The sequence below is a fragment of the Streptomyces sp. NPDC057486 genome, from assembly GCF_042802415.1.
Classification (GTDB): domain Bacteria; phylum Actinomycetota; class Actinomycetes; order Streptomycetales; family Streptomycetaceae; genus Streptomyces; species Streptomyces yanii.
Map to the genome: position 1 here is coordinate 1 of NZ_JBHVEE010000207.1, position 11,661 is coordinate 11,661.

Annotated in this window: 15 protein-coding genes and 3 pseudogenes; 11 read left to right on the plus strand and 7 right to left on the minus strand. The window is 68.4% G+C overall.

Annotated elements, in window-relative coordinates; translation table 11 throughout:
• Positions 1–339: 339 nt before the first annotated feature.
• Complete coding sequence (locus tag ACFU6I_RS45535; protein WP_384379586.1) at positions 340–606, plus strand: DUF4235 domain-containing protein; 267 nt, start codon at positions 340–342, stop codon at positions 604–606.
• Between the two features lie 140 nt (positions 607–746).
• Here the strand turns inward: ACFU6I_RS45535 and ACFU6I_RS45540 are convergent.
• Positions 747–956: pseudogene (locus ACFU6I_RS45540) on the minus strand (DUF6328 family protein); the annotation flags it as partial.
• A gap of 253 nt (positions 957–1,209) precedes the next feature.
• Between ACFU6I_RS45540 and ACFU6I_RS45545 the strand changes: the two are divergent.
• The 5 genes and pseudogenes from ACFU6I_RS45545 to ACFU6I_RS45565 all read left to right on the plus strand — a co-directional run bounded on the left by ACFU6I_RS45545 (position 1,210) and on the right by ACFU6I_RS45565 (position 5,014).
• Complete coding sequence (locus tag ACFU6I_RS45545) at positions 1,210–1,401, plus strand: hypothetical protein (RefSeq protein ID WP_384379589.1); 192 nt, start codon at positions 1,210–1,212, stop codon at positions 1,399–1,401.
• A gap of 233 nt (positions 1,402–1,634) precedes the next feature.
• Positions 1,635–2,831, plus strand: coding sequence for a PP2C family protein-serine/threonine phosphatase (locus tag ACFU6I_RS45550; protein WP_384379592.1), 1,197 nt, complete (start codon positions 1,635–1,637; stop codon positions 2,829–2,831).
• 84 nt (positions 2,832–2,915) lie between these two features.
• Positions 2,916–3,140 (plus strand): annotated as a pseudogene (locus ACFU6I_RS45555) (AMP-binding protein); the annotation flags it as partial.
• Between the two features lie 34 nt (positions 3,141–3,174).
• Positions 3,175–3,303: a hypothetical protein gene (locus ACFU6I_RS45560; RefSeq protein ID WP_384379595.1), complete on the plus strand. Its 129-nt coding sequence runs from the start codon at positions 3,175–3,177 to the stop codon at positions 3,301–3,303.
• 130 nt (positions 3,304–3,433) lie between these two features.
• Positions 3,434–5,014, plus strand: coding sequence for a CHAD domain-containing protein (locus tag ACFU6I_RS45565; RefSeq protein ID WP_384379598.1), 1,581 nt, complete (start codon positions 3,434–3,436; stop codon positions 5,012–5,014).
• 521 nt (positions 5,015–5,535) lie between these two features.
• On the opposite strand, the gene ACFU6I_RS45570 is transcribed toward ACFU6I_RS45565, so the two are convergent.
• The 3 genes from ACFU6I_RS45570 to ACFU6I_RS45580 all read right to left on the minus strand — a co-directional run bounded on the left by ACFU6I_RS45570 (position 5,536) and on the right by ACFU6I_RS45580 (position 6,970).
• Positions 5,536–5,979 (minus strand): DUF2267 domain-containing protein, encoded by a 444-nt coding sequence (locus ACFU6I_RS45570; protein WP_384379601.1) that lies wholly within the window; start codon positions 5,977–5,979, stop codon positions 5,536–5,538.
• 59 nt (positions 5,980–6,038) lie between these two features.
• Complete coding sequence (locus ACFU6I_RS45575; RefSeq protein ID WP_384379604.1) at positions 6,039–6,434, minus strand: DUF2267 domain-containing protein; 396 nt, start codon at positions 6,432–6,434, stop codon at positions 6,039–6,041.
• A 104-nt stretch (positions 6,435–6,538) separates the two neighbouring features.
• The gene (locus tag ACFU6I_RS45580) at positions 6,539–6,970 is read right to left on the minus strand and encodes an Hsp20/alpha crystallin family protein (RefSeq protein ID WP_093599669.1); all 432 of its coding nucleotides are present in this window, start codon (positions 6,968–6,970) and stop codon (positions 6,539–6,541) included.
• A 128-nt stretch (positions 6,971–7,098) separates the two neighbouring features.
• Between ACFU6I_RS45580 and ACFU6I_RS45585 the strand changes: the two genes are divergently transcribed.
• The 5 genes from ACFU6I_RS45585 (at position 7,099) to ACFU6I_RS45605 (ending at position 10,752) form a co-directional block, all read left to right on the plus strand.
• The gene (locus ACFU6I_RS45585) at positions 7,099–7,722 is read left to right on the plus strand and encodes a type III effector protein (protein ID WP_384379607.1); all 624 of its coding nucleotides are present in this window, start codon (positions 7,099–7,101) and stop codon (positions 7,720–7,722) included.
• Between the two features lie 444 nt (positions 7,723–8,166).
• A complete protein-coding gene (locus ACFU6I_RS45590) occupies positions 8,167–8,595 on the plus strand; it encodes a hypothetical protein (protein ID WP_384379610.1) in 429 nt (142 codons plus the stop codon).
• Positions 8,596–8,777: 182 nt separating this feature from the next.
• Positions 8,778–9,278, plus strand: coding sequence for a hypothetical protein (locus ACFU6I_RS45595; RefSeq protein WP_384379612.1), 501 nt, complete (start codon positions 8,778–8,780; stop codon positions 9,276–9,278).
• Between the two features lie 163 nt (positions 9,279–9,441).
• Entirely contained in the window at positions 9,442–10,092 is a 651-nt protein-coding gene (locus ACFU6I_RS45600) for a hypothetical protein (protein WP_384379615.1), read from the plus strand.
• Between the two features lie 6 nt (positions 10,093–10,098).
• Complete coding sequence (locus ACFU6I_RS45605) at positions 10,099–10,752, plus strand: PP2C family protein-serine/threonine phosphatase (RefSeq protein WP_384379624.1); 654 nt, start codon at positions 10,099–10,101, stop codon at positions 10,750–10,752.
• On the opposite strand, the gene ACFU6I_RS45610 is transcribed toward ACFU6I_RS45605, so the two are convergent.
• From ACFU6I_RS45610 to ACFU6I_RS45620, 3 genes and pseudogenes are all read right to left on the minus strand, one after another.
• Positions 10,706–11,059: a DUF6233 domain-containing protein gene (locus ACFU6I_RS45610; protein WP_384379618.1), complete on the minus strand. Its 354-nt coding sequence runs from the start codon at positions 11,057–11,059 to the stop codon at positions 10,706–10,708. The genes ACFU6I_RS45605 and ACFU6I_RS45610 overlap by 47 nt on opposite strands.
• Before the next feature lie 64 nt (positions 11,060–11,123).
• Positions 11,124–11,423, minus strand: coding sequence for an SRPBCC family protein (locus tag ACFU6I_RS45615; RefSeq protein WP_384379621.1), 300 nt, complete (start codon positions 11,421–11,423; stop codon positions 11,124–11,126).
• A 50-nt stretch (positions 11,424–11,473) separates the two neighbouring features.
• Positions 11,474–11,661, minus strand: a pseudogene (locus ACFU6I_RS45620) (hypothetical protein); the annotation flags it as partial.

The window sequence follows — 11,661 nt, forward strand, 5'->3', positions numbered from 1 at the left end:
CGAGGTCCTCGCGAAGGTCAGGCTCGTCGCGACCAACGTGAAGAAACTCGTCAATAACAACTCGAACTGACATGGACAGGATCACGAGACACTAGCTGGCCGCAAAGAGGCGGGAGCGGGGTGCTAGCGAGCTGAGGTATCTCCAGCGCGGTGCGAACCACTGGAGCAGCCACGTATACCGCTCGAGTTCGCCCCTGGCTCTGAAAGGAGGAACCATGAATTGTGAAGGCCGCAGGAGAAACCGAGCGGCTGTCGGCTAGAGCGAGCGTTGCCGGGAGTTCCACGTGAGCTGCTCAAGCCCGAAGCCGGGAGAATACCGAAGGGACTGGGGAGGCACCGATGAAGGCATCCGAGGTGGCCTACAAGCCTGTCGGCCTTGTGCTGGGGGCCCTCAGTGGTGCCCTGGCCAGCTTTGTGTTCAAACAGGTCTGGAAGAAGGTCGGGCATAACGACGATGCCCCCGATGCCACCGACGAACGACGCACCTGGCGGGAAGTAGTACTCGCGGCGACGCTGCAGGGTGCCATCTTCTCAGCCGTCAAGGCCATCGTCGACCGTGGCGGCGCCACCGCCACGAAGCGCCTGACCGGCACTTGGCCGGGCTGAGCGCCAAGACGCCCTTGGCTCTCGCCCCGAAGGCCCCCAGCTGGTTAACCGGTCCGAATTGGTGGGCCAAACCGAGCGCCAGCCCCCAGGGGCTGCTTCTCAACCTTCGCGGTTGGAGGATGCGTGGGCCAGTAGCCAGGATGGGTATTGCGGTCAGCGGTGGATAGCTCGGCCAAGCGCGGCTGGAAGGCAACCGCGAGCAGAAAGCCGAACAAAATCTGGACGCCAGTCTGGGCGATACGCAGCTCCTGCAGCAGGTCCGCCCATCGCCGGTCCGCTCGTTCCTCTGCTGATTCGTTGCGACCAGTCGTGCCGTCCTGACCGCGGTGCTGCGGAACTCGCGGTGCCAGCCGCGTGCATCATGATCCGGTCGCCTTTCCTCGATCCGGAAAGTCGACTCGATCCGGAAAGTCGACCGGATCAGCAAGGCGCCCTGTCCCGGCTGGGCCTTGTTGGGGTTCAGTGGCGCTCTGATCGCACCTCTGCCGCGGCGGCGCCGGTTGCGGTACCAGGCGGATGAGTGCGGCCCATGCACTGGCCGACGCTGGAGCCGAGGCCGGAAAGCGGCCAGGGAGCGTTCTTGATGGCAGGTCCTGCACCGCCTTGACGGTGCTCCCATGCGGTCATGGAGGAGCGGCGCGGGAGGGGGAGGAACAGCTGCTGGTCACCTTCGCGGCCGAGGCGATGTCCGGGCAGTACATACGAAGAGCCGTAGCGACGATGGCGGTGGCGGTGTGGGCTGGACTGGTCCAAGCGCTCCCAGCGATGGCGACGCTCCTGGCCGGCGCGGCGTGACTCTGCTGCCGCGCTGACCTAGCCCGTCACCCGCTCGGGCGGCGCGCCTGCCGCCCGCCTCGGCGGCTCGGACCCGGTCGGCAACCACTTCGGGGCTGGAGGTGCAAGCTTTCCGTCGAGGGGCAGCTAACGGGACTCATCAGACCCCCAGCTGGCGCCGGCTCGATGCACGGTCGCGTGAGGACGATGCCTGTGGTCAGGTGGGGGGTGCGAAGGAACGCTGGGAGACGACGATGGCCAATAATCGGATCGGGCTGGCCGAGCTTTTGGCCGCAGCCGAGGATGCGGCGCCGGTAGCGTCCCTGGACACGGTCGCGGACAACCTGCGGGACCGTTTCGGCGCGCAGTACGTGAGCTTCCTGTTCGTCGACGTCGTCGGCCGGCAGGTGGTGCGGGTCAGCGAGGAGGCCGCCCCGCAGCAGGGTCGACGCGCCGACCAGATCCCCCTGGCCGGCAGCATCTACGACAAGGTCCTGCGTACCCAGAAGCTGGTGCAGGGCCCGGACGGCGACGTGCAGCAGGTGGTCGCACCGGTCACCAACCGGGGCGACACGATCGGCGTGCTGGAGCTGTTCCTTCCCCAGGCCACGCAGGAGGTGCTGGAGCAGGTCGAGGAGGCCGCGCACGCGCTGGCGTACATCATCGTCACCGACCGCCGCTTCACCGACCTCTATCACTGGGGCGAGCGCACCACCACGCTCAGCCTGGCCGCCGAGATCCAGCGCCAGCTCCTGCCCTCGGCCGCCTCCTGCGAGGCCGCTGAATTCGCCCTTGCCTGCGCCCTGATCCCGGCCGACACCATCGCAGGGGACACCTACGACTACAGCCTCGACCACGCCACCCTGCACCTGGCCGTCACCGACGCCATGGGCCACGACGTCGACGCCTCCCTCAGCGCCACGCTCCTGGTCAACGCCTCCCGCGGCGCCCGCCGCGCCGAGGCGGACCTTGCCGAACAAGCCCGCCAGACCAATCAGGCCCTCCTCGACCACGGCCGCGGCGCCTTCGCCACCGGCCAGCTCCTGCGCATCGCCCTGGACGGGTCCGGCGCACAGCTCGTCAACGCCGGCCACCCCTGGCCACTGCGCCTGCGCGAGGGCACAGTCGACGAAGTACGCCTGGACGCCGAGCTGCCCTTCGGCCTGCACGCACCCGGCCGCTACCGGGTCCAGAACCTCGGCCTCGCCCCAGGCGACCGCCTGGTGCTCTACACCGACGGCATGCAAGAACGCCAGGCGGCATCCGTCGACCTGCCCGACGTGATCCACAGCACCGCCGGCGAGCACCCCCGCGAGGTGGTCCGGACCCTGACCCAGGCGGTCACCGATGCCTGCCACGGACACCCGGCAGACGACGCCACCATCGTGTGCCTGGACTGGCACGGCCCCCAGCCCGCAGGCCGCCACGCCCAAGCCGGAGCCGACAGGTAATCGCTGCCGGGACCCAGGGCGGCCCGGCCGCGCACTCGGCGCCCCGGGTGCCCGATCGACGAAGACCAGTAGGCGAACCTATGGGCGGAATTGGTCTTCGCCGAGGCCCGGGTCGCAGCGGTCATCGGTGCCGGAAGCGAGCTGACGCTACGCGCGGGGTCAAGCGGTGCGGCGGGATACCCGGGGCCCGACGACGATGCCTGGATCATTTTCACGTCCGGGTCCACTGGGAAGCCGAAGGCAGTGGCGGTCACCCACCGGTCTGCGGCGGCGTTCGTCGACGCCGAGGCACAGTTGTTCGCCGTCGAGCCAGAAATGGACCGCGACCTACCGGTACCGCACAGTGACGACGGAAGCGTTCATAGCCACAGCGCAACGGCACACCCCCAAGCCGCTGGACGAGCTCTTCACGACGTGGCTCCACGACACCCAACTGCCGGAACTGCCCCAGCCCACGAACTGGCGCGGCTGAGGCGTCCCGGCGACGGAGTCGTGACCGCCCCTGCGACCTGGCCCACACCGGCCCCATCGCCCATCGACCAGCTCTCCCTTCGGCGTATCGCCTGGTGCTGAAATCCGCGGCACGGAGCAGGCTGTAGGACATGAAGACCAGCACTGATGCGACACAAGAGATCGAGCGCAAGTACGACGCCACATCCGACGCGGAATCGCTGCCCCCACTGAACGACGTCGAGGGCGTAATCCAGGTGGAAGAGCGCACCGAGATCTTGGACGCCACCTACTACGACACCCCTGACCTGCAGCTGAGCACACACGGCATCACACTTCGCCGACGCACAGGCGGCAGCGACGCCGGATGGCACCTCAAGCTCCCCTCCGGACCAGACGCCCGCGAGGAAATCCGCGCCCCCCTAACCGACGAGACGGCCGTGCCGGGCACGCTCGCCTCCCTGGTACGCGCCCGCACACGCGACCAGTCACTGCTCCCCGTGGTCCGCATCGTGAACGTACGCGATGTCCGACGCCTGCTGGATGCGGAAGGTAGAGCACTCGCCGAGGTCTCCTACGACAACGTCACAGCCCACCCCATCGACCCTTCCACGCCCGAGGTGGCGGCCTCCATGGAATGGTCCGAGGCCGAAGTCGAACTTATTGAAGGCTCGCCCCCCTTTCTCGACACCGTTGAGCACCACCTGACTGCTGCTGGCATGCAGCGCAGCAGATCGGCATCCAAACTCGCCCGCGCCCTGGGAAACCGGCTGCCGGCCAGGCCGTCCGCACAGCCAACGCGTCCCACTCACACACCGCATGGAACGAAGAAGAGAAAAACTAAGAGACCCTCCGCAGCCGACGTCGTTCTCGGATACCTGAGCGAACACACGGCCCGCATCACCGACCTCGACATTGCAGTTCGACGCGACCAACCCGACGCAGTCCACCAGATGCGGGTATCCGCCCGCCGACTGCGCAGCGCCCTGAAGACCTTCCGCACCGTGCTGGACCGTAAGGTAACTGAACCGCTCGCCGACGAACTCAAATGGCTCGGCGCAAAACTGGGCGTGGACCGCGACCGCGAAGTCCTCACCGCCCGACTGTATGAGCGGATCGATGAGCTCCCGGAATCGCTGATCGTGGGCCCGGTCCCCACCCGAGTGGGCTCCTGGTCCGACGCGCAGCGCACAGAGAACCGGTCCGGCCTGATGAACGTCCTCAACGGCCCCCGCTACCTCGCACTGCTACGGGCCCTGGACGCACTGCTCGCACAACCACCCCTGCTTCCTGGCTCCGACAAGCCCGCCACCGCCACCTTGCCCAAGGATGTGCTACGGGACTGGCAGCGACTCGCCAACCGGATCCAGCCCACCCGCACAACTCCACCGGGACCCGAACGAGACCTTCAGCTTCACAACGCCCGCAAGGCGGCAAAACGAACCCGCTACGCCGCTGAAGCAGTACAGCCAGCTCTGGGCAAACCCGCCAAGAAGTTCCGAATCCAGATGAAGGCCTTGCAAAAGCTGCTCGGCGAACACCAGGACAGCGTGGTTGCCCGAAACACCCTTCGCGACCTTGCCACGCAGGCCACCCTCGCGGGTGAGAGTTCCTTCACCTACGGACTCCTGCACCACGTTGAGCACGACCGGGCCGATGACGCCGAGCGACAGCTGCCCGCTGCCTGGCACACAGCCTCCCGCCCCAAACTTAGAAAGTGTCTCGCGCGCTGAGAGGGGAGTGTCACGGGTGACCGTCCGACTCCGGGGCGGCGTGTACAGGCGGACGCGAAGCTTCACGCTCGAAGCGCAGGACTCTGGTTCACCGGGGCCGGCCGGTCGCCTACGCCGCCTCCGGAACGACGACGTCGGCGGCATCGAGCCGAAACCTGATCCTGCTCTTGCCCCACAGACCGCGGATGGGGGCGATCACCGTATGGCGTTCGGGCGCGAGACCGTTCTGCCATCGAGACCGTTCTGCAACGCCGAATACCGCCGCGCCGCCGAGTCATCCGCGCCGCCGGCCTCGGCCTGAGACGGCGAAGACCTGCACCTACGCAAGCGGGCTTCGCGGCTGGTGCCCGCGCATACTGACCGGGACGCTTGGGCGTCCCGGGCAACGTCGTCTTCACCGTGGCTCCGGCCCCGCCCGGAGCCCGGCTGTCACGCCGGGGCTGCGGCGGCCTCTTGCTGCGGGGTGCGCGGGCCGTGCACCGTCGTCCAACCCTCCCTGGCGCTGGAAGGGCACGGACCGTTTACGCGGCGGGGTTGAGTTCGGCTTGGCCGAACAGCAGGGCGTAGCCGGTGGGGAGTTGGTGCAGGATGCGGGTGATGAGGTCGGGGCCGGCGTGGGCGGCGACGGCCGCGAAGACGGAGCCGGTGTCCCATCGGGTGGTGGCCAGGGAGGCCCCGGAGCGGGCGGCGAGGTCCTTGACGAAGGCCCATCCGGTCAGCGGCTGGGTGTCGGGGATCTGTGCGGTCAGGGCACGTGCGGCCTCCAGGGGCAGGCAGGCGGCCAGGTCGACGCGTTCGTCGCCGGTCAGCTGGCGTCCCAGCCCCGAAAGGACCAGGCGGACGGCTTCCTCGGCTCTCTCGCGGGTGGGGTAGGCGCCTTCGTAGCGGACCTTCTCCAGCATCTGCTCGTACGCCGTCGAGTACGGCTGCTGGTGCTCAAGCGGTACGCGTACGTCGGTGATCACTGCGGTGCATGCCTTTCGTGGAGTCAGGGTGGGGTGGTGCCGGTGTGCGGCACCGGTGGTCAGGTGGGCTGGGGGCGGCCGAAGAGGAGGTCGTAGCCGACGGGGAGTTGGAGCAGGATCTGTCCAAGCAGGTCATCGCCGGCCGTGTCGGCGACCGTGGACAGGACGGCGCTGACGTCCCAGGTTGCGGTGTGCTCGGTGGCGCCCTCGATCCAGGCTGCGGTCGCCCGCAGGAACCGCTCCGGGGGTAGCGGTTCGGCGCTCTGGAGCGGGTTGAGCAGGATCAGGGCGAAGCCTTCCGGCAGGCGTGCCGCGAGCTGGGCGCGGACCTCGCCGACCAGGTGGGCGCCGAGGAGGGCGAGCACCACGCGGGCCGCGCGCTCGGCTTCCTCCACAGTGCCGTACTCGCCACGTTCCTTCACGTGGGCGAGGAACGCTTCGCGTCGCAGAGTCATCTCGGCCGCCACCCCTTCTTGTTTCATTCGGATGCCCGTAGGGGTGCGGAGGGCGGGGTGAGGGGGAGATCAGGTGCCCGTCCTCCGCACCTGTCCGGCCGGTGTCAGCCGGAGATCTCTTTGTGGCCGGATCCGACGCCGATGGAGATCTTGCGGGGCTTGGCGCGCTCGGCGATCGGGATGCGCAGGGTGAGTACGCCCGCGTCGTAGTCGGCCTGGATGTGCTCGGTGTCGAGGGTGTCGGCGAGCACGATCTGGCGGGAGAAGACGCCCAGCGGCCGCTCGGACAGTTCCATCTGCACGTCGTCGGCCTTCGCCACCGGCCGGCGCTCGGCCTTGACGGTGAGCATGTTGCGCTCGACGTCGATGTCGATCGCGTCTGCGGTGACGCCGGGCAGGTCGAAGGCCACCACGTATTCGTCGCCCTCGCGGTAGGCGTCCATCGGCATCGCCGACGGCTTCGACCAGGTTCCCGGGCCCATCAGCTGCTGCGTCAGCCGGTCCAGTTCACGGAAGGGGTCAGTGCGCATCAACATCGTGAAACACCTCCAGCGGGTTGTAGGCAGTTGCTGCCAATGCGCTGCACTGACACCGTTGTAACATGTCATCCAATGGATGACAAACATGATGTCGTCTGCCTGATGACAACCCGAGGGAGGTGTCCGTGACCCCGGCCGACCAGCCGTCCCCGACCCGCGCCGACGCCCACAGCCCGGTGTCGTTCCTTGCCGCCGCGGCGGCCCTTGACGCCATAGACGACGCCCTGCGTGAAGCCCAGCATGAGACCCCAACCGCCCCCGCCCCCGGTCCGGAACAGGCCCTGGCCTCCTTGTCGCTGCTGCGGCAGGTCCGCGAGCAGCTCGCCGGATGGGAGACCGGCCTGATCGAAACCGCCCGCGACGCGGGCGCCAGCTGGGCCGACCTCGCCCACCCCCTCGGCGTCGCCAGCCGACAGGCCGCCGAACGCCGCTACCTGCGCGGCCGCCCCGGCCCCGCCGGGACCACCGGCGAACAGCGCGTGACGGCCACCCGCCGGGCCCGGGCCGCCGACCGCACCACCGCCGCCTGGGCCCGCCGCAACGCGGCCGACCTGCGCCGCCTCGCCGGCCAGATCACCGCCCTCACCGACCTGCCTGCCGCCGCCCGCCGCCCGCTCAGCGAGCTCCACGCGGCCCTCGCCCACGACGATCCCGCCGACCTCATCGCACCCCTGACCGCCGCCCGCCCCCACCTGGCCGCCGCCCACCCCGACCTCGCCGCCCGGCTCGACACCCTCACACACCCCTGATCCCGCCCGGCGCACCGCACCAGCAGTCCGGTCAGCCTCGGCCCCCGGGTGAACGAGCGGAGACCTGGAGACCAGCGCGGCCGGCCTGCGGACCCCACCTGGCCCGCTCCCTCGTCGAGCGGGGCCTGGGCGGGGGGTGGGCGCAGTCGGTGGCCAAGGTGTCGAGGCGCCAGTTCGTGCCAGGCTGCCGACCGAACCGCCTTTCAGACTGCCTGGCCGAAGCCGGCCGTGGCCGGGTCCTGCCCTGTCCACGTTCTCCCGCCGGAAATCTGAATGGGCGACCCGAAGGCAATGCTTGATCCTTTGAGCTCGTAACACGATCCGAGCGCGGCCTGCCCTTTCAATCTACGGGCAGCAGTGTCCGGGCTCGTCCGCGCCTCGCCCGGGTTCGTACCGCACGGGTGAGGCTGAGCCTTAGGGATGCCTGCTGGAAGCTTCCGTTCAATGGCGCACCGCGGGCTCGGGCGGGATCCCTGGCCGGTTCTTCGGCAGCAGCACACGCAGGGCACCCGGCCGGATTTCGCACACTACGGGGAGAGGAAGCCGTACCGCTTCGCCGTCGATGCCCGCGTCCAGGTGCCGGACGTCACCGTGCAGCGTGATGCCGGGAGCCGACCAGACGACAACCCCTTCACCATCGAACGCCAGGTCCGCCGGGCCCTGGGAGGCGACCAGAAAATGCGGGGCCTCTACCCCGGCAACCAGAGAGTGCGACCCACCGGCCGGATGATCCTTTACCACCTCTCCGACCTCCGGCTACGAGTCGGCAGCGCCACCGATCCACCCGTCATCGCCATCACCCGGGGTATCCAGCTCCACCTACTCGACCTCCTCGGCCTCGAACCCACACACCCCCGCTGGCCAGAGACCTGAACGGCCCTAGCAGGGAGTAAATCTCGCCCTCAGCCACCGGTGAGCAACGGAATGGCTGGGACGATGCCTCGGTGAACTACTTCTCGCATTTCAGCATCGGTCCTGGTCACGAGTGGCAGCACCTCCCGGCGCCCAGGCGAGTCGAGCCCGGCCAGTGGCCGAAGTTGGAGGCTGCGCTCGCCGTGGTCAACCGCGACCTGATGGCAACCCTGCCAGGCCAGGACGCGCTGATTCTGATGCTTGTTCCGTCTTGCGAGCCGCTGCCCCGGAGATCCATCGATAGAGATCAGATCTACGTAGCGATGCCGGACGGCCGTTGGCACGGCAACTCGGTCAATTCGTGCGACCTGGAGGAGGGCGACCCGCCAGAGCCGGACGATGCGACGACGGTCCTGGCCGTGGTCGCGGATGCGGCGCAGGAGACCATCATGGAGCTGCTCTGGCAGGTCTGGCCACTCTGCTCGGCACACAAGATCGGAATGCACCCTCGGCCCGCAGGAACCACCGACGGCTGGTACCAGAGCGAAGCGGACTCGACAGGGCCACCGGTGTGGTGGTGTCGGGGCGGCCGGGATGGCACGTGCCACGACGTCTCCCTGGTGGGCGAGTTGGCCGCCACCCTGCCGGGCAAGCAGCGTCGGGCCCTGCGGCACAGCGAGCGCAAACAGGATGGTCGCCGATAACCGCAGGCCAGACGACTGCGCGTTGCCGCTGGAACCCACCATCCACTGCCACCCGCGAAGTACGGAGCTAGTCAGCCACCCGCGCAGCGGGGGAACCTCACCCTGGTTGGTGTGGTGCCGTCTGTAGCGCGGCTCTCTCGGCCGTTGAGAAAGGTGTTCGTCGATGAACAGCGCGGAAGCGGCGCGTACACGGGTGCTGGCGGAGCTGATTGCTGCGAGTCATCTGATGACTTTGGAGCAGCTGCCTGGCATGGTGGCGTCGCACGCTGCCGGGGTGGGTTGGCCTCAGGTGCTGATCTATCTGGCCGATCTGCAACAGGTTCGGTTGCACCTGCTGGCTGGCAACCTTGACGTCGGCCCCGGTGGCGCCGACGTGCCGGCTGAGTTGTCCGTTGAAGGGACCGTGGCGGGGCGGGCCTTCCAACTAGGGAAGGTCTTTCCGGCCTCGGCTTCTGCGAAGGGCCAGTGGTGGGTCCCGCTGCTGGACGGCACTGAGCGTCTTGGTGTGCTCCGGGTCGGCGTGCCAGGCGCACACATCGAGGCGGATGAGGATCTGAATAAGCTCGCCGGACTGGTTGCCCTCCTTCTGGTGAGCAAGCGTGACACGAGCGACTCGTACTCCCGGTTGGTCCGCCGCCGGAGGATGGAAGTATCCGCCGAGATGGAATGGCAGCTGATGCCGCCGCGAACTTTCGCCACCGACCGTGTCTTGATCAGCGCGATCATGGAACCGGCCTACCAAGTCAGTGGAGATGCCTTCGATTACGCCCTGGCCGACGAGACCGTGCATCTGTCTGTCTTCGACGCCATGTGACACGACATCGCCGCCGGATTGACCGCGAACCTCGCGTTGGCGGCTGCTCGCAATCACCGCCGCCGGGGCGCTGACCTTCTGCAGACAGCGGAAGGCGTCGGTGAGATCCTGACCGAGCAATTTGCGGGCAGCCGCTACGCCACGGGCATCTTGGCCGACCTTCACCTGGGCACTGGCGTGCTGACCTGGACGAACTACGGCCACCACCCGCCAGTCGTTATCCGCGGCAACCGTACCCTCGTGTACCTGTCCTGCCCGCCCGCTCCCCCCATGGGAACCGGGCTGGACCGGCCCGGCACCCTACGCCGCGTCCAGCTGGAACCCAGGGACCGCCTGCTGCTCTACACCGACGGCATTACCGAAACGCGCAACCGAGAGGGACAGGAATTCGGCCTCAATGGCCTGACCGACTTCCTCATTCGTCACCACGCCGACGACCTGCCCGTCCCAGAAACCCTGCGCCGGCTGATCGGGCACCACCTGGATTACCACAGCGGCCGCCTCAACGACGACGCCACCGTGATGCTCGTGGAGTGGCACGGCCCAACCCCCTACCGACCCAGCCAACTACAGGCACTCGCGGGCCTGCCCCCGTCCACCGCCTCGGAGACGATCACCTCCGCGTGGGCCCAACAGCCCGCTGACGACGACGGCGTTTGAACGAAGCACCACTATGCCGTTTTTTAATTCCGTCACCGAGGGCGGCGAGGGCCTCCTCCCGGCTGATGGCCCGCAGTTGCTTCCCGGCGGCGAAACAGTCCCCGCGGTGGACCTCGGACCGCAGGGTGCCGATCCCGACGTCGATGACGCCCCAGTCCGGAGTACGCGGGCGCCGTTTCTCGCTCTCCCGTTTCCCGACCGGCGCCTTCCCCTGCTCCCCGCTGCGCTGCCGCTCCGGCGCCCGCCGCTCCTGGCCCTGCCGTTCCTGGGCTTCGAGCTGCTGGATCCGGCCCCAGGTCTGGCGCAACTGCCAGTCCAGCCACTCCTGAGTGAGTGCCTGTTCCTAAAGGTCCCGACGGGATTTGGTCAGGTCAGGAAGGGCCAGGCTGGTGCAGTTCCATCGCGATCCTCGCGGTCCCCAGCGGGCCGCTGTCCGCCTCCAGTTCGAGGACGGCGGTCGGCTCGCTGCGGCGCACGACGGTCCGGTTGTGCAGGGTCAGCGGCCCGATCTTGATTTCGTATTGGAGGGCCGCCCCCAGCTCGGGCCACCGTCCTTCGTCCAGCTCGACCTCTGAGGTGCCGACTACCCAGTCCCCGTACTGTTCGGCGTCGGACAGGACCCCCCAGACGTCCTCGGGAGGCTTCCTGATCAACCGGTGCCGTACGGCCATGCGTTCCTCCGTCGTCCGAAGTGTCGCGTCCCTCGCTGCGGGTTCCCACGCTAGGCCCGGGTACACAATCCCGCGCGGGGACGGCGATCCCGGCGCCTCCGGTTGCGGGTCGCGTCCAAGGCGGTGAGCGCCGGGAGCATGTACAGCGGGGCGAGCCCGGCCGTACAGGTGAGCTCGGCGCGTACGTCGTCGTCGACGACGGTAGGGCGCAGCAGGCGCGGTCCGCCGTGAACGAGAC

Bases quoted from the DNA above. Each gene is read 5' to 3' on its own strand.
- ACFU6I_RS45535 (WP_384379586.1), top strand. From the start codon at position 340: ATGAAGGCATCCGAGGTGGCCTACAAGCCTGTCGGCCTTGTGCTGGGG.
- ACFU6I_RS45550 (WP_384379592.1), top strand. From the start codon at position 1,635: ATGGCCAATAATCGGATCGGGCTGGCCGAGCTTTTGGCCGCAGCCGAG.
- ACFU6I_RS45565 (WP_384379598.1), top strand. From the start codon at position 3,434: ATGAAGACCAGCACTGATGCGACACAAGAGATCGAGCGCAAGTACGAC.
- ACFU6I_RS45575 (WP_384379604.1), bottom strand. From the start codon at position 6,434: ATGACTCTGCGACGCGAAGCGTTCCTCGCCCACGTGAAGGAACGTGGC.
- ACFU6I_RS45580 (WP_093599669.1), bottom strand. From the start codon at position 6,970: ATGTTGATGCGCACTGACCCCTTCCGTGAACTGGACCGGCTGACGCAG.
- ACFU6I_RS45590 (WP_384379610.1), top strand. From the start codon at position 8,167: ATGGCGCACCGCGGGCTCGGGCGGGATCCCTGGCCGGTTCTTCGGCAG.
- ACFU6I_RS45600 (WP_384379615.1), top strand. From the start codon at position 9,442: ATGAACAGCGCGGAAGCGGCGCGTACACGGGTGCTGGCGGAGCTGATT.
- ACFU6I_RS45615 (WP_384379621.1), bottom strand. From the start codon at position 11,423: ATGGCCGTACGGCACCGGTTGATCAGGAAGCCTCCCGAGGACGTCTGG.